General features: G+C 34.6%; 30 protein-coding genes and 1 pseudogene. 20 read left to right on the plus strand and 11 right to left on the minus strand.

The features are described 5' to 3' along the window. The first annotated feature begins 35 nt into the window (after positions 1-35). The 4 genes from I5818_RS07205 (at position 36) to I5818_RS07220 (ending at position 2988) form a co-directional block, all read left to right on the plus strand. Positions 36-356 carry a YunC family protein gene (locus I5818_RS07205; RefSeq protein ID WP_236036463.1) on the plus strand — a complete coding sequence of 107 codons (321 nt, stop codon included), beginning with the start codon at positions 36-38 and terminating at the stop codon, positions 354-356. A gap of 60 nt (positions 357-416) precedes the next feature. Continuing rightward, positions 417-1166 (plus strand): sporulation protein YunB, encoded by a 750-nt coding sequence (gene yunB / locus I5818_RS07210; protein WP_058002785.1) that lies wholly within the window; start codon positions 417-419, stop codon positions 1164-1166. Between the two features lie 191 nt (positions 1167-1357). Continuing rightward, entirely contained in the window at positions 1358-2872 is a 1515-nt protein-coding gene (locus I5818_RS07215) for a sodium-dependent transporter (protein WP_078110247.1), read from the plus strand. Between the two features lie 2 nt (positions 2873-2874). Next, complete coding sequence (locus I5818_RS07220; protein ID WP_071976460.1) at positions 2875-2988, plus strand: methionine/alanine import family NSS transporter small subunit; 114 nt, start codon at positions 2875-2877, stop codon at positions 2986-2988. Positions 2989-3006: 18 nt separating this feature from the next. Here the strand turns inward: I5818_RS07220 and I5818_RS07225 are convergent, their stop codons facing one another. Both I5818_RS07225 and I5818_RS07230 read right to left on the minus strand, forming a co-directional pair. Further along, positions 3007-3999: a M23 family metallopeptidase gene (locus I5818_RS07225; protein WP_390883561.1), complete on the minus strand. Its 993-nt coding sequence runs from the start codon at positions 3997-3999 to the stop codon at positions 3007-3009. A 221-nt stretch (positions 4000-4220) separates the two neighbouring features. Then, positions 4221-4934, minus strand: coding sequence for a YhcN/YlaJ family sporulation lipoprotein (locus I5818_RS07230; RefSeq protein WP_139254910.1), 714 nt, complete (start codon positions 4932-4934; stop codon positions 4221-4223). Positions 4935-5032: 98 nt separating this feature from the next. Here I5818_RS07230 and I5818_RS07235 point away from each other — a divergent pair, with 98 nt between their 5' ends. Continuing rightward, a complete protein-coding gene (locus I5818_RS07235; protein WP_058002782.1) occupies positions 5033-5308 on the plus strand; it encodes a YutD family protein in 276 nt (91 codons plus the stop codon). 13 nt (positions 5309-5321) lie between these two features. Here the strand turns inward: I5818_RS07235 and I5818_RS07240 are convergent, their stop codons facing one another. Continuing rightward, a complete protein-coding gene (locus I5818_RS07240; RefSeq protein WP_058002781.1) occupies positions 5322-5630 on the minus strand; it encodes a hypothetical protein in 309 nt (102 codons plus the stop codon). Between the two features lie 158 nt (positions 5631-5788). On the opposite strand from I5818_RS07240, the gene I5818_RS07245 reads away from it, so the two are divergent. After that, a complete protein-coding gene (locus tag I5818_RS07245) occupies positions 5789-6226 on the plus strand; it encodes a DUF86 domain-containing protein (RefSeq protein WP_058002780.1) in 438 nt (145 codons plus the stop codon). Between the two features lie 35 nt (positions 6227-6261). After that, positions 6262-7026 carry a TIGR01457 family HAD-type hydrolase gene (locus I5818_RS07250; RefSeq protein WP_078110246.1) on the plus strand — a complete coding sequence of 255 codons (765 nt, stop codon included), beginning with the start codon at positions 6262-6264 and terminating at the stop codon, positions 7024-7026. A 129-nt stretch (positions 7027-7155) separates the two neighbouring features. Here I5818_RS07250 and I5818_RS07255 read toward each other — a convergent pair whose 3' ends face one another. After that, the gene (locus I5818_RS07255) at positions 7156-7653 is read right to left on the minus strand and encodes a phosphatidylglycerophosphatase A family protein (RefSeq protein ID WP_058002778.1); all 498 of its coding nucleotides are present in this window, start codon (positions 7651-7653) and stop codon (positions 7156-7158) included. 137 nt (positions 7654-7790) lie between these two features. Between I5818_RS07255 and yutH the strand changes: the two genes are divergently transcribed. Next, the gene (gene yutH, locus I5818_RS07260; protein WP_071976456.1) at positions 7791-8798 is read left to right on the plus strand and encodes a spore coat putative kinase YutH; all 1008 of its coding nucleotides are present in this window, start codon (positions 7791-7793) and stop codon (positions 8796-8798) included. 233 nt (positions 8799-9031) lie between these two features. Here the strand turns inward: yutH and I5818_RS07265 are convergent, their stop codons facing one another. Beyond that, positions 9032-9268 (minus strand): NifU family protein, encoded by a 237-nt coding sequence (locus tag I5818_RS07265; protein ID WP_058002776.1) that lies wholly within the window; start codon positions 9266-9268, stop codon positions 9032-9034. Positions 9269-9418: 150 nt separating this feature from the next. On the opposite strand from I5818_RS07265, the gene I5818_RS07270 reads away from it, so the two are divergent. Both I5818_RS07270 and I5818_RS07275 read left to right on the plus strand, forming a co-directional pair. Further along, on the plus strand, positions 9419-9733 hold the full coding sequence (locus I5818_RS07270) for a YuzD family protein (RefSeq protein ID WP_236036470.1): 315 nt from the start codon (positions 9419-9421) through the stop codon (positions 9731-9733). A gap of 67 nt (positions 9734-9800) precedes the next feature. After that, a complete protein-coding gene (locus tag I5818_RS07275) occupies positions 9801-10037 on the plus strand; it encodes a YuzB family protein (RefSeq protein ID WP_058002774.1) in 237 nt (78 codons plus the stop codon). 277 nt (positions 10038-10314) lie between these two features. On the opposite strand, the gene I5818_RS07280 is transcribed toward I5818_RS07275, so the two are convergent. Then, a complete protein-coding gene (locus I5818_RS07280; RefSeq protein ID WP_058002773.1) occupies positions 10315-11007 on the minus strand; it encodes a DUF2225 domain-containing protein in 693 nt (230 codons plus the stop codon). A 214-nt stretch (positions 11008-11221) separates the two neighbouring features. Between I5818_RS07280 and I5818_RS07285 the strand changes: the two genes are divergently transcribed. Next, the gene (locus I5818_RS07285) at positions 11222-11584 is read left to right on the plus strand and encodes a HesB/IscA family protein (protein ID WP_058002772.1); all 363 of its coding nucleotides are present in this window, start codon (positions 11222-11224) and stop codon (positions 11582-11584) included. Between the two features lie 72 nt (positions 11585-11656). Here the strand turns inward: I5818_RS07285 and I5818_RS07290 are convergent, their stop codons facing one another. Then, positions 11657-12655: an NAD(P)/FAD-dependent oxidoreductase gene (locus tag I5818_RS07290; RefSeq protein ID WP_058002771.1), complete on the minus strand. Its 999-nt coding sequence runs from the start codon at positions 12653-12655 to the stop codon at positions 11657-11659. A 400-nt stretch (positions 12656-13055) separates the two neighbouring features. On the opposite strand from I5818_RS07290, the gene I5818_RS07295 reads away from it, so the two are divergent. From I5818_RS07295 to I5818_RS07320, 6 genes are all read left to right on the plus strand, one after another. Next, positions 13056-14273, plus strand: coding sequence for an NAD(P)/FAD-dependent oxidoreductase (locus I5818_RS07295; RefSeq protein ID WP_058002770.1), 1218 nt, complete (start codon positions 13056-13058; stop codon positions 14271-14273). A 200-nt stretch (positions 14274-14473) separates the two neighbouring features. After that, the gene (locus tag I5818_RS07300; RefSeq protein WP_158022213.1) at positions 14474-14596 is read left to right on the plus strand and encodes a YuiA family protein; all 123 of its coding nucleotides are present in this window, start codon (positions 14474-14476) and stop codon (positions 14594-14596) included. A gap of 367 nt (positions 14597-14963) precedes the next feature. Next, on the plus strand, positions 14964-15287 hold the full coding sequence (locus I5818_RS07305; protein ID WP_058002769.1) for a YuiB family protein: 324 nt from the start codon (positions 14964-14966) through the stop codon (positions 15285-15287). 176 nt (positions 15288-15463) lie between these two features. Then, positions 15464-16174, plus strand: coding sequence for a 3D domain-containing protein (locus tag I5818_RS07310; protein ID WP_390883560.1), 711 nt, complete (start codon positions 15464-15466; stop codon positions 16172-16174). 145 nt (positions 16175-16319) lie between these two features. Then, the gene (locus tag I5818_RS07315; RefSeq protein ID WP_078111076.1) at positions 16320-17822 is read left to right on the plus strand and encodes a leucyl aminopeptidase; all 1503 of its coding nucleotides are present in this window, start codon (positions 16320-16322) and stop codon (positions 17820-17822) included. A gap of 127 nt (positions 17823-17949) precedes the next feature. After that, the gene (locus I5818_RS07320; protein ID WP_058002766.1) at positions 17950-18159 is read left to right on the plus strand and encodes a hypothetical protein; all 210 of its coding nucleotides are present in this window, start codon (positions 17950-17952) and stop codon (positions 18157-18159) included. Between the two features lie 33 nt (positions 18160-18192). Here I5818_RS07320 and I5818_RS07325 read toward each other — a convergent pair whose 3' ends face one another. Continuing rightward, positions 18193-18576: a YuzC family spore coat inner layer protein gene (locus I5818_RS07325; RefSeq protein ID WP_058002765.1), complete on the minus strand. Its 384-nt coding sequence runs from the start codon at positions 18574-18576 to the stop codon at positions 18193-18195. A gap of 352 nt (positions 18577-18928) precedes the next feature. Between I5818_RS07325 and I5818_RS07330 the strand changes: the two genes are divergently transcribed. Continuing rightward, positions 18929-19312 carry a hotdog fold thioesterase gene (locus I5818_RS07330; protein ID WP_058002764.1) on the plus strand — a complete coding sequence of 128 codons (384 nt, stop codon included), beginning with the start codon at positions 18929-18931 and terminating at the stop codon, positions 19310-19312. A gap of 146 nt (positions 19313-19458) precedes the next feature. Here the strand turns inward: I5818_RS07330 and I5818_RS07335 are convergent, their stop codons facing one another. Both I5818_RS07335 and kapB read right to left on the minus strand, forming a co-directional pair. Continuing rightward, positions 19459-20667: an MFS transporter gene (locus I5818_RS07335; protein ID WP_071976500.1), complete on the minus strand. Its 1209-nt coding sequence runs from the start codon at positions 20665-20667 to the stop codon at positions 19459-19461. Between the two features lie 256 nt (positions 20668-20923). Beyond that, positions 20924-21328 (minus strand): kinase-associated lipoprotein KapB, encoded by a 405-nt coding sequence (kapB, locus tag I5818_RS07340; protein WP_078110304.1) that lies wholly within the window; start codon positions 21326-21328, stop codon positions 20924-20926. Positions 21329-21479: 151 nt separating this feature from the next. On the opposite strand from kapB, the gene I5818_RS07345 reads away from it, so the two are divergent. Continuing rightward, a complete protein-coding gene (locus I5818_RS07345; RefSeq protein ID WP_058002762.1) occupies positions 21480-22073 on the plus strand; it encodes a peptidylprolyl isomerase in 594 nt (197 codons plus the stop codon). Positions 22074-22980: 907 nt separating this feature from the next. On the opposite strand, the pseudogene I5818_RS07350 reads toward I5818_RS07345, so the two are convergent. Beyond that, positions 22981-24110 (minus strand): annotated as a pseudogene (locus tag I5818_RS07350) (IS110 family RNA-guided transposase). Between the two features lie 436 nt (positions 24111-24546). On the opposite strand from I5818_RS07350, the gene I5818_RS07355 reads away from it, so the two are divergent. Next, a complete protein-coding gene (locus tag I5818_RS07355; RefSeq protein ID WP_071976452.1) occupies positions 24547-25056 on the plus strand; it encodes a superoxide dismutase family protein in 510 nt (169 codons plus the stop codon). Positions 25057-25102: the final 46 nt, after the last annotated feature.

Raw genomic sequence — 25102 nt, forward strand, 5'->3', positions numbered from 1 at the left:
CTTATTAACCCATACACATAATAGTAGGAAATTTGATGAAGGGAGCGATTAATGTGGTGACCATTGAGCCTATAACTATTCATGGACACACATTTATTGCGACAACTGTAAAACTGCCTAAGACGACGCTACTTACAGTTTCCAATGATCAAGGATATATTATGTGTGGTGCTTTGGATGTTCGCTTATTAAATGAGAAATTAACAGATCGTAAAATTATAGCCGGTAGAGCAGTAGGTGTGAAATCAATAGAGGAGTTGTTAGAATCTCCTTTAGAATCTATAACAATAGAGGCAGAAAATCGAGGAATTAAAAAAGGGATGATTGGAAAAGATGCGCTATTGAAAATGATCTAGAATTTCTATACCTAGAACCCCTCTTACAAGCATACATATAGCTTGTAAGGGGGGATTTTTTTGGGTAAATTTCGTCCGCGCAAATCCCGACGTGGTCCACTTCCATTTCGTTACGTAGTACTATTAACCTTTGCCTTTTTTATCTTTTCTACAATTGGTGGATTGGTGATTGTAAATAAAGGGTTAAAACCTACAATTGTTCGTTATGCGGAAAGTCAAAATCAAAAAATCGCTGCAAATGCAATTAGTTATGCAGTAAAAGAAATCGTAAAAAATATAGAATTAAATGATATGGTGAAATTTGTTCCTAATGAAAAAGGGAATGTTGCAGTAGTAGAAGGTAATCCAACCATGTTAAATAAAATGACAGCAGATGTGCAGCAATTGGTACAAAATTATTTAAATGGGGCAGAAGAGGGAAAGTTACAAGAAGTACAGGAAGGGAAATATAATAAAAGTACCGGTGAATTAGTTTACTCAGTACCATTAGGACGGGTAACAAATAATGTTCTACTTGGGAATCTTGGTCCAGATATTCCGACAAAGTTTCACGTCATTGGAGATGTCAAGGTGGATCCAAAGATTGTAATGGAGGAAGAGGGAATCAATAGCACTCACATTAAAACGTATATTCAGGTTACGGTCAATGTGCAAACGATTATTCCTTTTGCTTCTAAAGTGGCAGTCTATCACCAAACCATTCCTGGACCATTTGGATCATACAAAGGTGATATTCCGTTATATAATAGCAATGGCGAATCTAGTCCACCTTCCATTCAGCTAGATGAAAAAAAGGATAAAGATAAATAAATTTTAATAGTAGGGTCTATTCACCTATAAAATAGATCCTACTAAAGTAAATGAAATATTTAGAAAAGATAAAATATTAAATTGACATTAGGGTGCAAAATGCTATACTAAAATCAGATTATTTAAATAATCAGAATATAAAATAATATCCGATTGTTTAGTTGACAATTAGGTGATTAGGGGGGTACATAATGGATAATCGTCCACAGTGGGGATCGAGAGCGGGTTTCGTTATGGCAGCTATAGGTTCAGCGATTGGACTAGGAAATATTTGGAGATTTCCTGCAGTTGCCTATGAAAATGGTGGTGGAGCATTCTTCCTACCATATCTCTTTGCATTATTAACAGCAGGGATTCCTTTATTAATTCTTGAATTTACAATTGGTCATAAGTATAAAGGATCAGCACCGTTATCATTTACGCGAATTAATAAAGGGAGTCAATGGCTTGGGTGGTGGCAAGTAGGTATATCGTTTGTTATCGCAACCTATTATGCGGTTATTGTTGCTTGGGCTATGTCTTATGCTGTTTTTTCCTTTAAACAATCCTGGGGAAATGATACAACGGGTTTCTTAGTAGGGGAATATTTAAAAGTAGCAGATCCAGGAAAAGCGGGAAGTATGGTCCCTGGAGTGTTAATTCCACTAATTTTAGTTTGGATTGTTGTTTTAGGTATATTGTTTGCTGGCGTTAAAAAAGGGATTGAAAAAGCAAATAAAATTATGATCCCTACACTTGTGGTATTATTTTTAATTATCGTTATTCGTGCATTAACACTAGATGGAGCTGTTGAAGGATTAAATACTTTCTTTCAACCAAATTGGAATACCATACTAGATGGAAAAGTTTGGGTTGCAGCGTACGGGCAAATTTTCTTCAGTCTTTCCATTGGATTCGCCATTATGATTACTTATTCAAGTTACCTTCCTAAAAAGACAGATTTAACAAATAATGCTTTTATAACAGGTTTTGCTAATTCCTCCTTTGAGCTGCTAGCAGGAATTGGAGTATTTGCTGCATTAGGATTTATGGCTGCTCAACAAGGTGTACCAGTAGATAAAGTAGTTAGTAGTGGAGTCATTCTGGCATTTTCAGTCTTTCCTCAAATAATCAATGAATTACCGGCATTAAATGGATTATTTGGTGTCCTATTTTTTGGATCATTAATATTAGCTGGTTTAACCTCATTAATTTCAATTGTGGAAACATTTGTAGCTGGTGTACAAGAAAAGTTTCATGTATCGAGAACGAAGTCTGTAACTATTGGTGGTGGCTTAGCAGCAATAATTTCGCTCTTATATGCTACACAAGGTGGACTGAATTTCTTAGATACAGTGGATTATTTTATCAACCAATTCGGTGTTGCTCTAGCAGGGCTGTTTGAGGTTGTATTTATCGCATGGTTTGCTAAACAATTAAAACCTTTACAAAATCATGCAGATGCCATTTCTGATATAAAATTAGGGGCATGGTGGAGAATTTGTCTTTCTATCATTACACCAATTGTGCTTGGATATATGATGTATGATAATTTACGTCAAAACCTATTAAAAGAATATGGTGATTATCCTCGCGAATTCATTTTTAATTTTGGCTGGACGGTTGCTATTGGTGTTATCGTAGTTGCTACACTAATGGGCATTAAACGTTGGAAGGAAGATCAATTGCAATTACCAGCTTCTTCCAACCAGAAGGAGGTATCATAATTATGAGTGCGGGTGCTGTAACGATGATGATCATTGGAATTGTTATTATTTGGGGTGGATTGGGTGCAAGTATTCTTCACGCAATCAAGAAATCAAAACAGCGGGCAAGGATATAAAAAGGAATGGCCTCAGCATTATTTAGCTGAGGCTCTTTTTCTATCTAAAAGCTCCCATTGTTTTAAATATGGGTATGGATCAAATGACCATTCTGTTCGCCCATTGTCTTTATACATCCCGTAATGTAAATGTGGTGGGAATTTTCCTGATGTCCCTGGAGGTCCATAACCTGTACTTCCTACACTACCTATAAGGGTACCCGGTTCAACAATTTGCCCTACTTTCAAACCTTTAGAAAATCCATTTAAATGAGCATAATAGTGATAAGTGTTATTTATATCACGTATACCGACCCGCCAACCGCCATATTTATTCCATCCCTTCATTTCAACAATTCCATAGCTTGTTGAACGTACTGGTACGCCATAGCCAGCAAAGATATCTGTTCCTTCATGTATCCTTCTACCGCCCCAACCTCTGGAATCACCCCAAGTATTATGGTAAGTAAAATTATAACCCCTTGGCAGTGGGAAGGTTTTATGATTAAGATCTAATTTGCCAAAATGCTTATAAAGTCTTGCTTTTGCCATAATAATACTGACTGTTTTATCTCGCTTATAATAATCCCATAGTGCTAAACGAAAATGATCTTCATCTACTCCATAATTTAATATAAAATCGGCAAATGAAAAGATAACATCAGCATCGTCTGCTCGATTTGCTTTTCCATCGCCATTTCCGTCAACGCCAAATCCATTAAATAATTGGATCGATAAGGGAGACATATCATTTTTATTAGGATTTAAATAACCTGACCAGACTTCTGGAGGAATATATATTCCGGTAATGCCTTTTGCTCTCGGTAAATCATTTCTAACTGTCCGTATACTTCTCTCGTAATGATCAACAGCCGCAATATAGTACCAAGGAATTTGTGTAGTTATTTCTACTCTTCGGTATAATTCCATCCTTTTTTGATAGCTTTCTTCATCAGATGTGGCTTTGGAATTCGCATGACAGCTTACAGATAGAAAAGAAAAGATAAATAAAGTGCATATGAGAATACGCAATTTTAGAGCCTCCTCCTTAATAAATTGATGAGAAATATCGATAAGTGCAAGTATGATGATTTAGTAACATGTTTAGTATTTGTAGGATAGGACAAATCATTAGGGATAAATTTTGGAAACAAGGCTCTTGTAGTGATACAAAAGAAAACATATGATTATATTTTAAAGCTTGTTAAGGCCTTATCGACTAAAAAAACTGCGCCAAAGCGACGCAGTAAGATTTATGAACCACCTTTTTTATATTGATTTCGATATTTATCGTTATCATTCATGTATTCTTTATCATCTGTCATTGTTTCACCATTTTCATTTTCTCCATTATTTAGTTTCGAGCCTTGGGGTGAACGGCTTAACATTCTTTTTATGACTCCATTAATCGCATTTTCATGATTGCCAGAGGCACCGTTCATGTAAGCAATATTTTCAATATCTTGTCTTAGTGAAGGATCATCTGTTACATAAACATGGTACCATCTAGGTACGACAGACAATGCAGTTTTTTTCACTTGATCAGCTATATCATTTCTTCCTTCTTTATCTTTTACATCAGTTCGATAAGCAATCAACACTTCTTCGTCTGTTACAAGTGAGGAGGCATCATGTACTTTTGGCAATGTAATGGCTATTTTACTTATGGTGTCTGCCACCTTTTCTCGATCGAACGTATTGTCCTGTTTAAAATTCACTGCTTTATTTGGTACAGGACTTTTTACTTGTCTCACATAACCGAATTCACTTGAACGTTCATTGGGCGTATTTACCTTTTCAGGGTTATATAAATCTTCTTCATTTTGTCTATTGATTGTATTTCCATTTTGCTTATAAATTCCAGAATTTTCAGCAACATCTTTATTATCATTGTTATTTCCGCAGGCTGATAGAAGAGCTGCACCTAAAATAGTCGCGGTAATCAATCCTTTTTGCAATAATAACACCTCCTATTTGTTATCTTGCACTGAAATTTTTTTTTTTTCTTAGTAATTGATGGGGAATTAGTTATAATTTGAATAGGGACATTAAATGAGGTGAAAAAATGATAAATATCAATAATCAAACCTATGAAGTGATAAAAGATTTCCGAAATGGGTTTAATGAGGAAGCCTTTCGAAATCGATATAGTGAAATTTTGGCAAGATATGATTATATTGTAGGTGATTGGGGATATGGTCAATTAAGATTAAAAGGCTTTTTCGATGATCAAAATCCTAAGGCGGCATTTGATACAAAAATTGGTACACTAACTGAATATTTGTATGAATATTGTAATTTTGGTTGTGCTTATTTTGTAGCTAAGAAAATAGAAGGGTAGCCCCTTTAAGGGGCTAGTTGCTTTCATCATAAGGAGGTTCTTGGTTAACATCGTTATCATCATGGGTAGGATGTGCACCAGGATATTCCCGAGGTAAATCTTGGTGAAAGGATTTAAATTCGTAATTGAAGTTACTATATGGACGCTGTCCTTTTTTCCACGGGGACGATTTCCCTTGTACAGGTTCATTTTCCCCTCTTGGTGATCCATAGGGACCATCAGGTAGATCCTCAGCTGTAATAAAATTTCTTCTTGTTTCCACTGTAGAAAAGTCGGTATAAGGAATATCTTCTTTATCTATATGATCTAATTTTTCATCCAAAACGCTCACTCCCTTTTATATATTTATTTCTATTATGTGATCATTTCAAGTAAATAACTCGTCTACATTAGATGCTAAGAAAAAATAGAACAATGTGTTAAAATGAAATAGTAGAGACAATTACAGGATAAAAGTAGGTATGGAAGGGTGTCTTAATCGTGTATTTTGTAGACCGAGAAAAAATTGAAGAAACACTTCAATATATGGAAAGTAAAATCAAGCTATTAAATTCTACACAAATATGGGAAACTGATGTTGAAAAGGCAGCTTTAGAAAGAATTGCCCATACAATAATTGAATCCATATTGGATGTAGGAAATTCAATTATTGATGGTTTTATCATGAGGGATCCAGGAAGTTATGAAGATATTATAGACATTCTCGAAGATGAAAAGGTAATCACGGAACAAATTTCTAAAAGTTTAATTAAAATTGTTGCTTGGAGAAAGATCTTAGTTCAACAATATACATCGATTCAACATCAGCAGATGTATCAGGACTTTTCAATTCATATGAAGGCAATCGAAGGATTTGTTCCTTGTGTACGAACATATATAGAAAGTGAATTAGGACCAGTTTCTGCATTTAGAAATTAAATATAGCCAAACTTGATGGAAAGGACATCATAGATATGAAACAATATAAAGGATATTTAATTGATCTTGATGGTACAATGTATCGTGGAAGTGAAAAAATTGAGGCAGCAGGTCATTTCATTCATCGACTTCGAAATAAAGGAATTCCTTATTTATTCGTAACCAATAATTCATCGCGTACTCCAGAAGAAGTGGCTAAAAAGCTTCGTGAATTTGATATTCCTGCAGAAGATGATCAAGTTTTCACGACATCCATGGCTACTGCTGAATATATGTATGGGCAGAATAAAAATGGAACGGTTTATGCCATTGGAGAAACGGGTTTACTAACCGCATTAAAAAATAAGGGCTTTTCTTTCGATGATCAAAATCCAGATTTTGTAGTAGTAGGAATTGATCGTGAAATTAATTATGAAAAATTATCCTTGGCATGCCTTGCTGTTAGAAAGGGTGCTACCTTTATTTCCACAAATGCAGATATTGCATTGCCTACTGAAAGAGGGTTCTTACCTGGTAACGGATCAATTACTTCAGTCATTACGGTATCAACACAAACTACTCCCATTTTTATTGGGAAACCTGAATCGATTATTATGAATCAGGCATTAGCATATTTAGGAACTGCTAAGGAAGATACAATTATGGTTGGCGATTTTTATGAAACCGATATTTTAGCAGGGATACGAGCGGGAATGGATACGCTTCTTGTTCATACAGGCGTAACGACAAAGGAAGATTTGCTGAATAAGGAGAAGCAACCAACTTATTCAATCGATTCATTGAATGAATGGGAATGTTAACCTTTCTATACGAGGAACCTGTGCAAAAAGATTGAACCTTTTTGCTCCAGGTTCTTTTTTAATATAGATTTAGTCTTTCGTTAATGTTTCTTCAATGTCAAGAAATCTTTAAAGGAGAATCTCAAAAATTTATTCTTCAACTGCACGATGTGCTAATCGGCTGGAGGCAGCTGCAGCAATCGCACCGACAATATCATCTAGAAATGTATGACATTGTCCAGAAGTATGGTCATTTAATTTCTTTAAAATACCTGGTTTTTGTTTATCAATGTAACCGTAATTTGTGAAGCCAATGGACCCATATACATTCACAATAGAAAATGCTAATATTTCATCAACTCCATACAAACTTTCATCTACCTCAATGATGGATTGTAATGGCTCTTCAAGCAGCTTTTTTTCAGCTAAAATATCTAATTGGATTCCAGTTAAAATGGCATTTTGAACCTCCCGTTTGGACAGCACTCGATTAATATTTTCGATACAATCCTCTAATTGCAAATTGGGATGATATTTCTGCTGAAGAAACATGACAAGTTCGGCAATATCCTCTATTTTGACACCGCGTTGATTAAGCCAATCCCTTGCTGTTTTCTCAGATAATGTCATTTTTTGATTATTATTCATACTTGATCACCTTTTTCTATTTAATAGTCATTCCTTATATAAGTGATTTTTTATTTCTTACTATTCCCTTAATCATTATTAAATGCTTCTATTTCAACATATACATAGAGAGGAGTGGATGGAAGGAGCGGATTATATTGTCTATTGATATCCTTAAGAAGTTTTTCAACATAACTCCTGAAAAGTCCTTCTTAGAAGGGAACTATGTTAGATATATGCATGAGAACACTCTATATACATTAATTCCAGTTACTACAATTCAAGAGGAACAATTAGTGGAATGGTATGAAATGTCAGAGCATCTATTCGCACAAGGGGATAGATATGTTTCAAGATTTGTTTCTTCAAAGGATAGTAAATTTTTAATTACAGTTAATGATGAAGACTTTTGCTTATTGAAAAATAAATATCATTCAATACCTAGAAAAATAAATCATGGAAGAAAACTTGCAAAGTTTCACCACCGAGGCAGATCATTAAGAACTGAATTACAAAATGTATCACGAATCGGACAGTGGAAGTCATTTTGGGAGAAACGATTGGATCAAATGGAAAAAGTATGGTACCAAAATGTGCAAAACCATCCTGATCATGAATTTGAATATTTATTTATAGACTCATTTCCATATTATATGGGGTTATGTGAAAATGCGATTCAATACTTAGTTGATACAGAATTAGATGATACCCCACAATTAATTGATGCAGGAACGATTTGTCATGAACGTTTTAATAAAAATACATGGGGGAAAAACCATTGGATTCGAAATCCATTTGATTGGGTTTATGATCATGCAACAAGGGATCTGGCAGAATGGATTCGAGATCAGTATTTTCGAAATAAGCGTACCTTCTTGCCGGATTTGCAACAATTTCTAAGAAGCTATCAAAGCATAAGCCCACTTTCATCATTCTCATGGAGACTTCTTTATGCTCGATTATTATTCCCTTTACATTATTTTGAATGCATTGAAGAATATTTTGTAACAGGTTCAGAGCATCGCAAGATAAGTTTAGAGGAAAAATTAAAACAAACTTTAAGAGATACAGAAGACTATGAACGTTTCCTTGGGGACTTTTTCCAAATAGCAGAGATACCAAGCAGAGGACAAAATCTACCTAGAGTTGAGTGGTTAAATAGATGAGAATCATAAGTAAAGAATCCTATTTAGTACATTTTGGTTGGCTACAATAGAATGTAGAAAATCTTATAGAAGGGACTTTTTTTGTTATAAAAGCCCAACTGTTGGCTTTTACCCTAAAAACGGATCCAGGCGTTTTTAATGAAATATGCAGCTCTTTTCTCAGGGAAAAGAGCCTAAAAAAAATGTGGAGCCGATATATCGACTCCACCATTATCATTTATTAAACATCAAAATTAAAATACTTGTTCAACCTCTACCACACCAGGAACTTCTTCGAACAACGCACGTTCAATACCTGCTTTTAATGTGATCGTTGAACTTGGGCATGTTCCACATGCACCTAGTAGGCGAAGCTTCACAATACCATCTTCAACATCTACTAATTCACAGTCTCCACCGTCACGAAGTAGGAACGGACGTAATTTATCTAATACTTCTTGAACTTTTTCAATGATCGTTGGTTCTGACATTCAATATCGACTCCTTTCCATAATCCTATTATAATCAGTAAACGAAAAAAAATCTATTAAAGAAATCGTTCTAATTTTCCCTTTTTATCTTTGAAATGTTGTACAATGAAAGAAAAAAGGGAGAAGAATCCTGTGGAAAAACAAGTGGAAATGATCATATATGGGGCTGAAATCATTTGTGCAAGCTGTGTAAATTTACCTTCTTCGAAAGATACGTATGAATGGTTAGGGGCAGCAGTTGCTCGTAAATTCCCTAATCAACCAGTGAACATTCGCTTGGTAGATATTTTTAATCCTCCAGAGGAAGAGGAGATAAAAAGCTTTGCTCAACGTGTAGTTGAAGAGGATATGTTCTATCCTGTTATTACATTAGAAGGACAGGTTGTTGGTGAGGGGAATCCACGATTAAAGACGATATATACAGAATTGGAGAAATATGGTTACAAAGCTGTTGAATCATTTTAAAGGGCGCATAAATTGACTGTTTGTATAAAAAAAGGTAGGATATTCTTTGGTAGTGAGGTGACTATCTTTGAATCCTATTATTGAGTTTTGTGCAAGCAATCTTGCAAGTGGAGCATTTAAAGCGCTTGAAATATTGGAAGAGGATCCAAATCTCGATATTGTTGAATATAGCTGTTTAGATTATTGTGATATTTGTGGTGAAGCTCCTTTTGCCCTCGTTAATGGAGATTATGTAAAGGGTGAAACTCCTGAGGAACTTGTAGAGAATATATATAAATATTTGGAAGAAAATCCAATGTTTTAGTATATCTCTTTTTTAATCTTATCATTTTGGAGTATCGTAGCTGCCATATTTGAAGCTTAAACTAGCTCTTTTTAAGGCGTTTGTCGTTCTTCAATCAATTTAAGAAAGAGCTTATCAAAAGAGAGAGACATGGTCTCTCTCTTTGATTATCAAGAGGTATAAAATTCATACTTGTTTCCGAAATTTGGTAGTTCTTCCTACTCTGTTTAGCTCTTGCGCAGATTTTCCCCTAGGTTTATTGGGCTGAACACGCTTTACTTGCAAGCAAGCCCATTAATTATGCAGTACTTTTTTCGCCTCTAATTTCTTGCCACTGATCCTTGGCCATTTCGATAATAGTTCGTTCTGTTGTTGTATTTTGTTTTTCTATGACTTTAGATAGGTACATGACCGCTTGCTCAGTTTCGCCAATTTGATGTGATAAGGCAGCAATTAAGTACATTATCTTTAATTCTGACATTTGTGAACTATGATAATCACTATTTAAATAACACTCTAAATAATTATGCAGAGCGAAAGATATAAATCGCTGTTCCTGTTCTTTATTCTTCATTTTTCGATTGAGCCAAGCAATTCTCATATATAATCCAGCAATCGTAACTTTTTTTTCTTTCTTAATTTCAGCACAATAGGCGGCTAATTTATAGGAATCAATCGCTTGTCTAACCGTCCTTTGTTTTCCATAGTCTTGATGAACCCATCGATCCGAAACATTGTTTTTAATTTCCTCCTTTGTTTTAGGAGGGAAATATTTAGAAAAATCATCTGTAAACGAAAATCCACATTGAGGGCATACGAATACATGATAGAATAGAGGATTTAACTCTTCTGACTGATAATTAGGACAAAAGTCCTTGTCATAACGATCTACTTTTACGAAGCTTGAACGAATTTTTGTTGATGGGAATTTAGCTTCACAGTGTAGACATTGGACCTGTTTATCGTAAAACGGTGTTAAAGTAGTGTTCATCTTAATTGCCCCCTTCCTTAATTAATAGGTATTAAGACACTAACCCTATGTCCTATTATAATATAAAGATTTGCATAAATATAGGAATACATGAAAATTAATCATAACAAGCGAATGAGTTGAGTGTGTCATCGCAAGGGTATATAATTAAATGTAAACTTCATATGATGTAATTGTAGATAAAAGCAGAATTTTGAATTGGAGGTGAAAATTGATGAGCGAGGTAGTAATAATTACTGATGCTGCTGCACTTCAAATTAAAGATATGATGAAGCAAAATGAAGAAGAAGGTGCTTTTCTTCGTGTTTCTGTAAATGGTGGAGGCTGTACGGGCTTATCCTATGGAATGGGATTCGATCATGAGAAAAAGGATGATGACATCGAAGACGTCCAGCATGATTTGACTATACTAGTTGATAAAGAAAGTGCTCCTATTCTTCAAGGAACTAAAATTGACTATAAACAATCACTTATGGGTGGCGGCTTTACCATCGATAATCCAAATGCGATTGCTTCCTGTGGATGCGGTTCATCATTTAGAACAGCGAAGGTTGCTGGAACGCCGGAGAATTGTTAATAAATATAAGTAAAGACCTGGAGAATATCCAGGTCTTTTTTATAATCATTTACATTTCGACTTATCCAATATTTAAGATGGAAATAGTGATGTACTATGCATTGGCTGTAATCTTGCTTTTGGATCGATATATGCTTTTGCGTTACTAACGGCAGTAGGTGCTTCGCCAAAACCAGTGGCAATTAATTTTATTTTACCTTCAAAAGTACATATATCTCCAGCTGCATAAATACCAGGAATATTCGTTTCCATTTTTGAATTCACTATAATAGAGTTCTTTTCAATTTCAATTCCCCAATCCTTAATTGGACCCAATGAAGAGACGAAACCATAATTAACGATTAATGAATCGAAATCAATAACTTCTTTTTTATCACCACGGACTTCTTCTAAAACTAATTGGTTTGCTTGTTGCTCATCCCCAATTAATTCAGTAGGTACAAATGGGGTAATGATCTCAACTTTAGAATTCTTTAATGTTTCTACGCTATGTTCATGTGCGCGAAATTTATCTCTACGGTGAATAAGAGATACTTTTTCAGCAATTGGTTCAAGCATTAATGCCCAGTCTACGGCAGAATCTCCTCCACCTAATATAGCAACCTTTTGACCTTTAAAGCTTTGTAAATCTTCAACAAAATAGTGTAAGTTCTTTCCTTCATATTGTTTTGCATTATCCAATTCTAAACGACGTGGTTGAAAAGCGCCGACCCCAGCAGTAATAATGATTGTTTTAGAATAATGAATTTCTTTATCTGTCGTAAGTTTGAAAACCTCATTTTCTCCTTTTTCTACATTTGTTACAGATTGGTCAAGACAAATGGTAGGGGAAAACATAGATAATTGTTCTTTTAAGTTATTAACTAAATCTTGAGCTTTAATTTTAGGAAAACCAGCTACATCATATATGTACTTTTCTGGATATAAAGCAGCAAGTTGCCCACCTAGTTGTGGCAAGCTTTCAATAATCTTAACACTTGCCTGACGCATTCCACCATAGAAAGCAGTGAATAAGCCTGTTGGTCCGCCTCCTATGATTGTTATATCATAAATTTTTTGATCCTCGTTCAAAAAAATTCCCTCCAATTTCAAATCATCATTTCATAATTCATCATATCACATTCGAATAAATGGAATCTAATGTTTACATTCATAAAAATATGCAAATAAATAATATTTGTCGGAATTTTCTTAAGTTATGTTTTTCCTAAATACATATTGAAAAAACATAGTAAAAGGAATATTATTAGATGTGGATATTATATTAAATTTTTATGACATTTTTATGAAGGCTTTTGTTTTGTTATTGATTATTTTAACTTAGATAATTTAACGAAGGCTTATTTCTTTATGCAGTCTTAAGTGAAATAAATCACAAATTTACCTTAGCTTTTTTTCATAAGCTTGCATTTATGGTGGGAAAATAATAGGTACCATCACTCAAAAATAATAAAGATGGAAGTGATACAAGTTGAGAAAGCCAAGAATAGTAGTATTAGGTGCTGGATATGGTGGTTTAATGACAGTCACTCGATTACAAAAATTATTAAGTGTAAATGAAGCTGAAATTATTCTTATTAATAAAAATGAATATCATTATGAAACGACATGGCTTCATGAAGCATCTGCTGGCACATTACATCATGATCGTGTACGTTATGAAATCAAAAATGTAATTAATCCAAGTAAAGTTGAGTTTATTCAAGCAACAATTGAAAAAGTGAATCCTGAAGAAAAGAAGGTTATCCTAGAGAATGGCGAAGTAGAGTATGATTACTTAGTTATCTCACTAGGATCAGATTCTGAGACATTTGGCATTAAAGGATTAGATAAATATGCTTTTGCAATCACGAATGTGAATGCTGCAAGACAAATTCGTGAACATATTGAATATCAATTTGCAACCTACAATACAGAAGTAGAGAAGGATGAAAAGCGCTTATCTATTGTAATAGGTGGAGCAGGTTTCACAGGTATCGAGTTCCTTGGTGAATTAACAAACCGTATTCCGGAACTTTGTGAAGAATATGATATAGATCGTAAAAAAGTTAGAATCACATGTGTTGAGGCTTCACCAATGGTTTTACCACAATTTGATCGTGACCTTGTTAATTATGCAATTTCTTTACTAGAAAGTAAAGGAGTTGAATTCCATATTGGTACTGCTGTTCAAGAAGCAAATGCTGAAGGGGTTCTAATTGGTAAAAGGGGTGAAGAGCCTCATGAAGTGAAAGCAGGAACCATTATTTGGTCTGCTGGTGTACGTGGAAACTCTATAATTGAAAAATCTGGTTTTGAAAATATGCGTGGACGTGTGAAAGTAAACAATGATTTACGCATTCCTGGATATGATGATATCTTTGTTATTGGTGATTGTTCTCTTATCATTAATGAAGCGATTGATCGACCATATCCACCAACTGCACAGATTGCAATGCAACATGGTGAAGTTTGTGCACGTAACGTGGCGAAGCTTGTTCAAGGCAAAAGTCCTCTAGAAGATTTTGTATTTGATGACAAAGGAACAGTTTGTTCGCTCGGTGAGGATGATGCAATTGGGGTTGTATTTGGTAAGAAGATAAAAGGTACAAAGGCTTCTGTGATGAAAAAAGTCATTGATAACCGTGCATTATTTATGGTTGGTGGGCCATCATTAGTTATGAAAAAAGGGAAATTTAAGCTTCTTTAATTAGGAGTTTAGGATGTCTAATATGATTAGACATCCTTTTTATCTTTTTGAAATATTCAGTTATTTGGAGGAAAATAAAGATAAGAGTAGTTAATTGATTATTGTATGCGTTTTCTTGCATTCTTTTGCTTGTTTACCTACTTATAAAAAGATGTTATATTATCAGAAAATTAAAATAAAAAATAAGGGGATTGAGTAAAATGAATGTAACTTCAACAGAAAAAACAACATGTACTTATTGCTCAGGTAAAGGGTATTTTCAACTCATTTTAGGTGGATCAGAAACATGCCCACGTTGTGATGGTACTGGAAAAAATAAATAATATTCATTACTCAGGAATCCAAATGGATTCTCTTTTTTTTTGATAAGGCTCTTTTATGAGAAAAGAGCTACATACTTTGTAATAACTATTCTCTCTTTATTAGGAGTAAAAGCCGGCAGTAGGGCTTTTACAAAAATACAAAAATAATCTTTGAAATACTCTTTTCTCAACCATTTTATGCTAATTAGAAAATGCTTTAGTTTCATGACATACCTTAACTTTCCTTTTTTTATTTGTTCATAATATTGCCGTATTACATTTATTGACTCAGAAAAAAACATTGAGTACACTTAAATTTGGTGTATATTGCCCTTTTACATAAATGATAGGATGAACAGGTAAATGAGTGAGTGGAGGTGCAGATTTTATGCAAATGGCTTTACCAGTCTTAATTATATCGATATTATTATTTTTTGTTCTTTTCTTTGGAATCGGTTTTATTTTAAACATGTTGTTACGGATGACATGGATTATGGCAATTGTTTATCCAATTGTGGCTATATTAATTATTGATGAAGTACGGTTTTTAGATTATTTTACTAACCCGGGTCATTCATTCCATCTATTAGGAGAGAAAATTACAAGGCTCCATACACCGGATATAATAATCTTAATCAGCGGTTTTTTAGGGACAATTGTAGCGGGGATAGTAATGAGAATATTAAGAAAAAAAGGGTACCGAATGTTTTGATCATGTGCTGATTTTATAAAAAAAGGATTTAATCGAAAATGGAAAGGAGCAGGCGTCCTTTCTATTTTTTTTATATATATTTATTTCAGAATTTTAAGTTTTTTTCATTCCGAGTGAATAATTCAAATCAGATTGGGAAAGGAATAGATTTGGGAGGAGTGGAAAATACTATGAACATGAAAAAAATATTAAAACGCTTATTAATGACGATTTTGTTTATTGGGGCTTTAATTTCTACTTTTCAATCGATATCAGGAGTGAAAGCAGAAGACTTAAATGACGTTTCTATATCAGATATTGGTGAGCAAAAAAAGACAGAATTGCAAAAGGGATTTCATAATTTAAGTTTAAAATCAGTAGGTATTTCATTAAAATCATTAAAAAAATCAAAGGCAACAACAACACAAATCTCATCTAGTGAATCAATTAAAGGATCCACCCCTACTTTAGAAGAAGCGATAAATTGGACAAATTATCCTTCGAAAGAGGTAATAGCTACCGGCTATACTGCTGGTGTTGAATCAACGGGGAAGCATCCTAATGATCCAGAGTACGGTATTACATATTCGGGAGTGAAGGTAAAAAGGGATTTATATTCAACCATTGCAGCAGATACTAGTGTTTTCCCTATTGGAACTATTTTATTTATACCAGGATATGGTTATGGAGTGGTCGCTGATACTGGTTCAGCGATCAAGGGAAACAAATTAGATTTGTACTATGAAACCGTGAAAGATGTGTATGAGCAATGGGGAAAAAGAACAGTTAATGTTTACATCGTTCAAATGGGAAATGGTAAACTATCCGAAAATGATTTAACGGCACTTAATGAAAATGAATCGATGCAAGTATTTCGTCAACAATATATAAAAACGAAGGATGAATAATACAAATCCTATGGATGCGCAGAAAAATTATCATATTATCTGCGCATTATTTAATTTCAAGAAATTCTAAATTGAATTTTATTTTATGGCGGAATAATGTAATCATTCCTTCTTTTCGTTATAATTAGGATTGGAGGTGGAGTTAATGTTTAAAATAATGAATGTAAATCCATTTGAAGAAAGCCAAGAATGTTTATTTATAGGAGTGAAAGATACACCAGAGAAATTTAATGGATTACTTGCTCAATTAGATGAGAAGTTTGAAAATGAATTAACTGAACTTGTTAAATCTGGTGATATTTCTGCGAAATCAAAAAAAATCTCTTATGTACATACCTTTAAAAAAATTGGTGCAAAACGTTTAGTATGTATTGGACTAGGAAAGGAAAAAGAATTAACATTTGATGTGTTAAAAGAAGCTTTTGGTAAGGCCTTTAAAAAGGTCCATGCAAATGGGATTCAATCAATTTCAATTGCGTTAGATACATTTTTTACTGATTCTATTTCATATGATGATGTTGCTACTGCTCTAAGTGAGGCATTCGCTCTTTCTACATATGAGTTTATTGGATATAAGAAAAAATCGAATGAACCAGAGAAAAGAATAGAAGAAGTGAAAATAATAAGCGAAGCGGATCAAGGGGAAATAGAGGCTGCTGTAACGGTTGGTTACGCATATGGAAAAGCTACCAATTCGGCACGTACACTAGTTAATTTACCTGGGAATATGCTTACAGCGACTGATTTGGCAAATTATGCAGAGGAACTTGGCAAGAAATATGAGTTCGAGGTAGAGATTCTTGAAAAAGAAGAAATGGAAAAATTGGGTATGGGCGCACTTCTAGCCGTTAATCAAGGTTCCAATGAGCCACCTAAAATGATTGTATTGAAATATCAAGGTAAAGAACAGTGGGAGGATGTAATCGCTTTAGTTGGAAAAGGAATTACTTTTGATACTGGTGGCTATTCCTTAAAAACAAAAACAGGGATCGTTGGGATGAAGACAGATATGGGGGGAGCAGCCGCAGTTTTAGGTGCGATGGAAGTTATCGGTGAGTTAAGACCTGAGCAGAATGTAGTAGCTGTCATCCCATCAACTGACAACATGATTAGTGGTTCAGCATTTAAGCCAGATGATGTGATTACTTCGATGAGTGGTAAAACGATTGAAGTATTAAACACGGATGCAGAGGGCCGTTTAGCATTAGCAGATGCAGTTACATATGCAAAGCATCATGGTGCAAATTACATTGTGGATGTTGCAACACTTACAGGTGGAGTAATTACTGCATTAGGATTAGATAAAACAGGTGCTATTACGAATCATGAAGCCTTCTTTGAACAGGTACTTGAAGCTTCTCATGAATCTGGTGAATTTATTTGGCGTCTTCCATTAACTGAAAATGATAAAAAGCGTGTTCGTGGAAGTAAAATTGCAGACCTAAACAATTCTCCAGGCAGTGAGGGACACGCGATCATGGGTGGAGCATTTATTGGAGAATTTGCTGAAGAGACACCGTGGGTACACTTAGATATCGCAGGAACAGCTGATACCAATAAAGAACATGATCTTGGTCCTGCTGGTGCAACAGGTGTAATGGTTCGCACATTAGCCTTATTAGTCGAAAGATTTGAGCCAATAAAATAATAAAAAAAGAAAAAGAATCGAATGAATCGATTCTTTTCTTCGTTTTTGTTATATTTGCCTAGGCCATTCGCCTCCTTATTGCATAGAAAGATAAAGAGTGTCTTTTTATAAAGGAGGTATACCCTAAATGTATTATTATCGTCATGTACCTGTACCAAATCAATCAAGACAGTTCTTTCCTTTTCTTTTCGGTGCTCCACTACTAGGAGGATTCGTCGGAGGCCTATTGGGAAGCGCACTAGTTAGACCGAGACCATATCCGTATCCACCACCATATGGCCCTTATCCGTATGGTCCTTATGGGGGAGGATATGGACCGGGACCATATGGATATTAATGAATAAATAGAGGGAGAAGTGTTCTCCCTCTTCTATTCAGCCCAGCGAATTTTTAGTTGCAGCAAACAGCAATTGGAGGCATCTTTGCTATTTGCGAAATTTAACACAAGCCCACTAGGTGTGAAACGAACGTCGGGTTTTGTTGATAATCCAATTTGATATAACATATTTTTCACTTCATTTAATTTGGATTCTTGTGCTAGTGTCATTAAACGCTTTGAAAAATCAAATGATTTCGATATATGAGTTGTAATCTTTTCTGCATCTTTTAATATTGGTATCATTTTATTCGCTGAATCAATAAATCTTTGTGGGGTGACGGGCTGGTATTGGCGATAAGGGTAATGATATGGATAAGGATAGTGAAGGTATGGGTTTGGGGAACGTATATAATTATTAGGATGATCCTTATTCACGGCAATCTATCCTTTCAACTATAAATAATGGTCTTTCTTAACCACATTATGCGGTAAACTACATATATATGAAATACAATTTCATTGTTAATGATAAATTTTAAAGACAGTTTTCGTAAAGTCTGTTGTGTCTGTAAAAGCCCAACTGCCGGCTTTTACTCCTAACAAATGTTTCAGTGGTTCTTATTGAGTTTGTAGCTCTTTTCTCTGTAATATGCAAGACGTCATTCCTCAATCAAATTTATTAGTTAAATTCACATAAATAAGTAACAATATTTGAGAAAAGAGCTTTTAAAAAGAAGGATTCCTAAGATTATATCTTGAATATTAGAAAAAGTGAGGGGGGATTCATATGGAATTAAAAAACACACTTATAGCAGCTCTCGGAATGGAATTTCTTGAAGTTGGTCAAGGGAAAGTAATTGCTACGATGCCCGTTGATGAGCGTACGCGACAGCCGTTCGGTTATTTACATGGCGGAGCTTCTGTTGCTCTTGCGGAGACAGTAGCAAGTGTAGGTGCTGCGGCTATTATCGATTCAGAAAAAGAAATATGCTTTGGACTTGAAATTAATGCAAATCATATTCGGTCAAAACGAGATGGGATAGTTACTGCAACAGCAGAAGTCGTTCATCAGGGGAAAAGTACTCAAGTTTGGGACATTAAAATTAGAGACGAAGAGGAGCAACTCATTTGTATGTCTAGATGCACAATGGCAGTTGTACCAAAAAAATAAGGTATATTCATTTAATAATGAATATTTCTCTCTTTTTTTCTTTAAATAAAATATATAATAACCATCATTTTATACTGCATAATAATATTGTTATGGTTGAAATACAAAAAAAAGAGGGGGCACATCGTGTCCCCTCTGTAAATATATTAATAGCTTTCCTTAAACTGACGATGGTCATGCTTAATACTATACAAAAGAATACCAAATGCAAGGATAAATAAGGCACTTGTCACATAAAAAACGGAGGATATACCGCTATACCCTGAAACTATTCCACCTAAGACAGGCCCCACTACATTTCCTAAAAAGCGAAAGCTCTGATTATATCCAAGAACTTCACCCTGCATTTCAAGAGGTGCTTCTCTACGAATAAAGGCCGTAATACTTGGGAGCATACCACCAATGGCCATACCGAATAGGAATCTAAAAATAACGAGCTGCCATAATTGTTGGGCTAGAGCTTGTGGAATAATAAATATAGCTGCAAGTAAAAGTAAACACATTAGTACTTTTTCGTGTCCGATACGATCTCCTAGTTTCCCCCATTGACGAGTCATTAATAAATTTCCAAACCCTGTTGCAGAAAATGCCATTCCGGCTAGTAAGGCCACACTTCCAGCACTGCTTAATTGACTGACATAAAGAGCAAGTAACGGTTGGATACTAAAATTAGCTACTTGGATAAGTAATGCAATAATCATTACAGTGATTAATATTCTGTGATTAAAAATTCGTTTAATCACATCTTTTCTGCTAAATGTTTTTTCTTGTGCGGAAGATGTTTGTTTACGCTTTTCTACGATACCAAATAATACTCCTGTTGTTGCGATAGCAATTGAAATGGAAGTAATTATGAATGTATATTTAAAACCAAACGTATCTGCCATTGCACCGCCGATGAGCGGACCAAATAAAGTTCCCGAAACGGTTCCCATTTGTAAGGTACCTAAAGTCTTTCCTGCACTTTCCTTTGGTGTTTGAGCAGATATTAAAGCAATGGAGGTAGGAATAAATCCTGTAACAATCCCCATCATAATCCTTAAAATGAATAGTCCAATGACATGATGGACCATTCCCATGAAAAAAATACTTGCTGCAATCCCATATCCAGTAATCAATAGGATCGGTTTAAACCCATAACGATCTCCAAATCTTCCCCAAACAGGTGAAATGAAAAAAGCCACCAAAAAGGTCACTCCAAATACAAATCCTGCCCATCTTTGGACGTATTCATCATTAAAATGCCCAAATGATTCAATATACAATGAAAGGAATGGCATGATCATTGTTGTACTTGCTCCAACTAAAAAATTACAAAACCACATTATTACTAAGTTGCGCTTTTCAATACTGATAAAAGACACCTTCTTTGTAAATTTTTAATTCTAGATTCATAAAAAAATTAATTTCTAATTCCTATTTACAATCATATAAAAATAATTTTGTTTTACTAAAATTTAGCTTTCCTAAATATTATATTAGTTTTATAAAAAAATACAACTTAGAAGTTTGCCCTTTTATCTAATGAAAACGTTTAAAATTCAGGAGTTTATTTACTTTTAGCGCATTAAAAAAGAGATGATATTTTCATCATCTCCTAGTTCATCCTTTTTACCACTGAATATTATACATCCAACCATATTCTTGTTGGATGTTTTTCAAACAATCAAGGCTTTTTTGAGAAAAATCATCATCACTGGTTGAAAGTTCTTGAATCATTTTATCAACTGCTTCTTTTAAAGTGGATTTATATTCTGGTACTTCACCCTCATACGGTTTAACCATTTTTAATGGTATATTCGTTTGCTCACGAAATGCCAACGCTTTTCTCTCATGAAAAAAGTCTACATTAACTTGCTTAGGGTTGTGTAAATCTCCTTGCATTGGATGTTTTAATACAGCTAGAGTTCGAACAACATAATGATCCGGATATATGGCAGTTATTTCTCCAATGTATTTTCCTGTTTTGTTGAAAAATGTGACCGTTTGTTCTAGTTCCACGTTTATTCCTCCCATTTACTACTATCTATCTATATATATTATAAGGTACAAGATCAAAAAAGAAAAATGATAGATCATAAAGACAGGTAAAAAGTTGCGCGCTCCTATAGGAATTTAGTAAAGTAGTTGAGAAAGTATTAAAAGATACATAAAGGAGATAGTGATAATGACATATCCTCAATTAACAAAAGAAGTAATGGATAATGAAAGACTTATCGAAATGCAGACAAATATGGGAAATATTAAAATAAAGTTGTTTCCAGAGCACGCACCTAAGGCTGTAGAAAACTTCATTAAGCATAGTCAAGATGGATATTACGATGGAGTAATTTTTCACCGTGTTATTAATGGGTTTATGATCCAAGGTGGAGATCCATTAGGTAATGGTACAGGTGGTCAAAGTATCTATGGTGGTTCTTTTGAAGATGAATTTTCAAGAGAATTATTCAATTTCCGTGGTGCTTTATCAATGGCAAACGCAGGTCCAAATACGAATGGTAGTCAATTTTTTATCGTACAAAGTGTAGCAGTTGATCCAAGAATGTTAAAACAAATGGAGCAGGCAGGCTACCCAGAAGAAGCGATAAAAGCATATGAAGACTTAGGTGGTACTCCTCACTTAGATTTCCGTCATACTGTATTCGGACATGTGGTTGAGGGAATGGATGTTGTTGATAAGATTGCAGAAGTAAAAACGGATATGCAAGATCGTCCAGTGCAATTTGATGTCGTGATTGAAAAAATTAATGTATTAAAATAATAAGGAAAGCTGTCATAATTGACAGCTTTTTTTATTTGGCACTTTTCTCAATATATGAATGAAGTTATAACTAGGTGTAAAAGCGGCATTTTACTATAGCAACAAAAGGAAACAAAGGTAGCCTTTTAGGAGTAGATGCTTAATAGTGATAACTAAAATCTAGCTTCTACTGGAATATCAAATGGAAATTTTTCCTTTACTTATCGAGCTGGTTGCGGTTTTCCTAGGTTTGTTAAGAAATTGTCAATCACTGTTATTGGTTTTACCTATTTGTAATTGGTATAATATGAATAAATAATAAAAAGACGATATTCATGAAAGGGAGTTTTTCCGTGATTAACCCTTTGAATTTTTTTGTATTGAATTTATTTTTGTATTTTCCTGAGGATAAGAGAGAGTACATACCAGCATTTATCTCTTTTTCTATTTTTATGGTTTTTTGTGTGTTGACTTTCGTTTGGATTCTCAAAGTAAATAAAAAGCAATTAAAAAAAGCGAAAGAATTCGAAGAAAATTTAAAGAAAACACTGAAGTAATCCTTTAAGAGGTTATCTGATACTATACTTTCAGATAACCTCTTTTTCTTTGTAATAGAAAGAGACTTTCATGGCTACAATGTTTATGGACCATAGCTTTTTTTCTAATAGCTGATTTCGTATCGTTTGCTGCTTTTGTAAAAGCCCAACTACCGGCTTTTACCCCCAATAAAGGATTCTAGCAGTTCTTATGGAGATTGTAGCTCTTTTCTGTGAAAATAAAACTCCGCCTTTAAGAATAATTTATTAAGTTTAAACTTGATTAAAATTGTGCAAGCTATAAATAATTTAATTTGGGCAATAGGAAAGCAGAGCTACCGAATTTTTCGGTTTCTCGTTTAACTTTTCTGTTGTTTGTCTATAATGCTAATTTAAGTTGACTCATGGTAGGGTTCCTTATTCTGAAGCATATGATAGACAATAGTTAGCATTCGATGTCCGATGGCAACGAGTGCTTTTTTCTTTCCCCTTCTTGCAGCTAGTGACCAATATTTGATTCCTAATCTTTGATTCCGACTTCTTGAAACAGCCCACGCAGCCTCACACAATGCAGATTTAATATGAGGATTTCCTTTAACCGTTTTAGTGTTTTTTCCTTCCAGCACTTTCGTGATTTCCGGGCGACAATCCTGCCCATGATGCAAGATGTTTGGAGGTTGGAAATTGTCCCATATCTACTCCTATTTCCGCAATGATAACAGCTGCCGTGTCTTTCTTAATTCCCGGCATTGTAACCAGAAGCTGTACTTCCTCCTGATAGTTGGATAAAATGACGTCGATTCTTTTCTCGATATCTGATATTAATTCTTCTAAATTAACAATGTGCATCAAGATTGCTTAATAAGAAATAGCTGGTGATCATTTAATGTTCCAAATAGTGAGTCGGTAATCAATTGCTTTTTATGGGCCATTCTTCCATGTATCTTTTGTTCGACATCTTCTTGATCGATATAACCTTCATTCATGAGTTGTTCCAATAGTTTTCGTCCTGATACTCCAAATATATCTGAAATAACTGTGCTTAATTTGATGTTTGAGGACTCTAGTACCTTTTGGATTCGGTTTTTTTCGGATGTCATGTGTCCAATCCATTTTTTTCTGAGGCATGAGTCAAATCTCTCAAATTTCGAAAGTCTTCGGGAGGACAAAACTTTTCTCTATTAAGCCATGTCTTAATAATTTAGCAATCCATTCAGCATCCGAAACATCTGTTTTCCTTCCAGGGACATTTTAATCCTTTGAGCATTTGCCAAAGTAATATCAAAAAAATCCTCAAGATATTGTATACAGGTTTCCAGTAGACGCCTGTACTTTCCATTGCGATGTGGGTTACTTCCTTCTCCTCAAGCCATTTAAGAAGATGAAACAGATCCTTCGTCAAAGTAGGAAATGTTTCAGTCTCCTTAATCAAGTCAGTTTCTGATTCTCCAAGAATGACACAGGCAACTATTGTTTCCGAATGAACATCTAGGCCTGCACATCGTTTGTGCAATGTTTCCATTTCACTCCACCTTCTGAAAATATTCCACAAACAGTGGAATGAATTTGAAATTAAACATTTTTCTGTTCGTAGTCATCTCTCGAAATTGAGAGAGCTAACAATGGGTTGTGCACCAAATTCATTCCAACAGTTTTCTCAACAGGGTAAGACCACCAATAAGAGCTACGTCATATACTCACTGTTTGTGGTATCTACATTATGGGACAGAGAACCCATTTTCATTCTGGGTTGAGAGCGAAAGATCATGAAAGTTTTCTCAGTAAAATGAGACGTGTAGCGATCCTCAGTTGCTATTTATTAGTTATAATTTTACCTAAATATAGCAACAATGTTTGAGAAAAGAGCTTTTCATATAGATAAAGTTGAATCGAAGTGATGAATTCGAGTTAGTCTAATAGAAAAGAGCCTTGGCTAATAAATATTGGAGGTTTTTTGGATGAAGTTGCTTTCAGTTCTATTTACAACTGTATTTTTGAGTACGGGTACACTAGGTAATCCGATAGAGGCAGATGTTGAAATGAAAAATACTTCCGGTGAGACGATTGGAATGATCCATTTACAAGAGAGTTCCAAGGGTGTAAAGCTTCAAATGGATTTAAAGGGAATATCTCCGGGAGAGCATGCCATCCATATTCATGAAATAGGGAGTTGTACTGCACCTGACTTTACTTCTGCTGGGGGGCATTTTAATCCAATGAATAAGGAGCATGGCCTCCTTAATAATAAAGGAGCTCACGCTGGTGACTTACCAAATATCACAGTTAAGACTGATGGAAAAGTTAGTACAGAAATACTGTCCGATCAAATAACACTTCATAATGGAAAAAACTCCTTATTGAAAAAAGAGGGGACGTCCATTGTTATTCATCAAATGAAAGATGATGGAAAGTCCCAACCAGCAGGTAATGCAGGGGATAGAATCGCTTGTGGTGTAATAAAAAAATAGTTAAAGGGAGGCAATCCCCTACTTTGATGGAATATTGCCTCCAGAT

This window comes from Heyndrickxia oleronia, from assembly GCF_017809215.1.
In the GTDB taxonomy this organism is placed as follows: Bacteria; Bacillota; Bacilli; order Bacillales; family Bacillaceae_C; genus Heyndrickxia; species Heyndrickxia oleronia.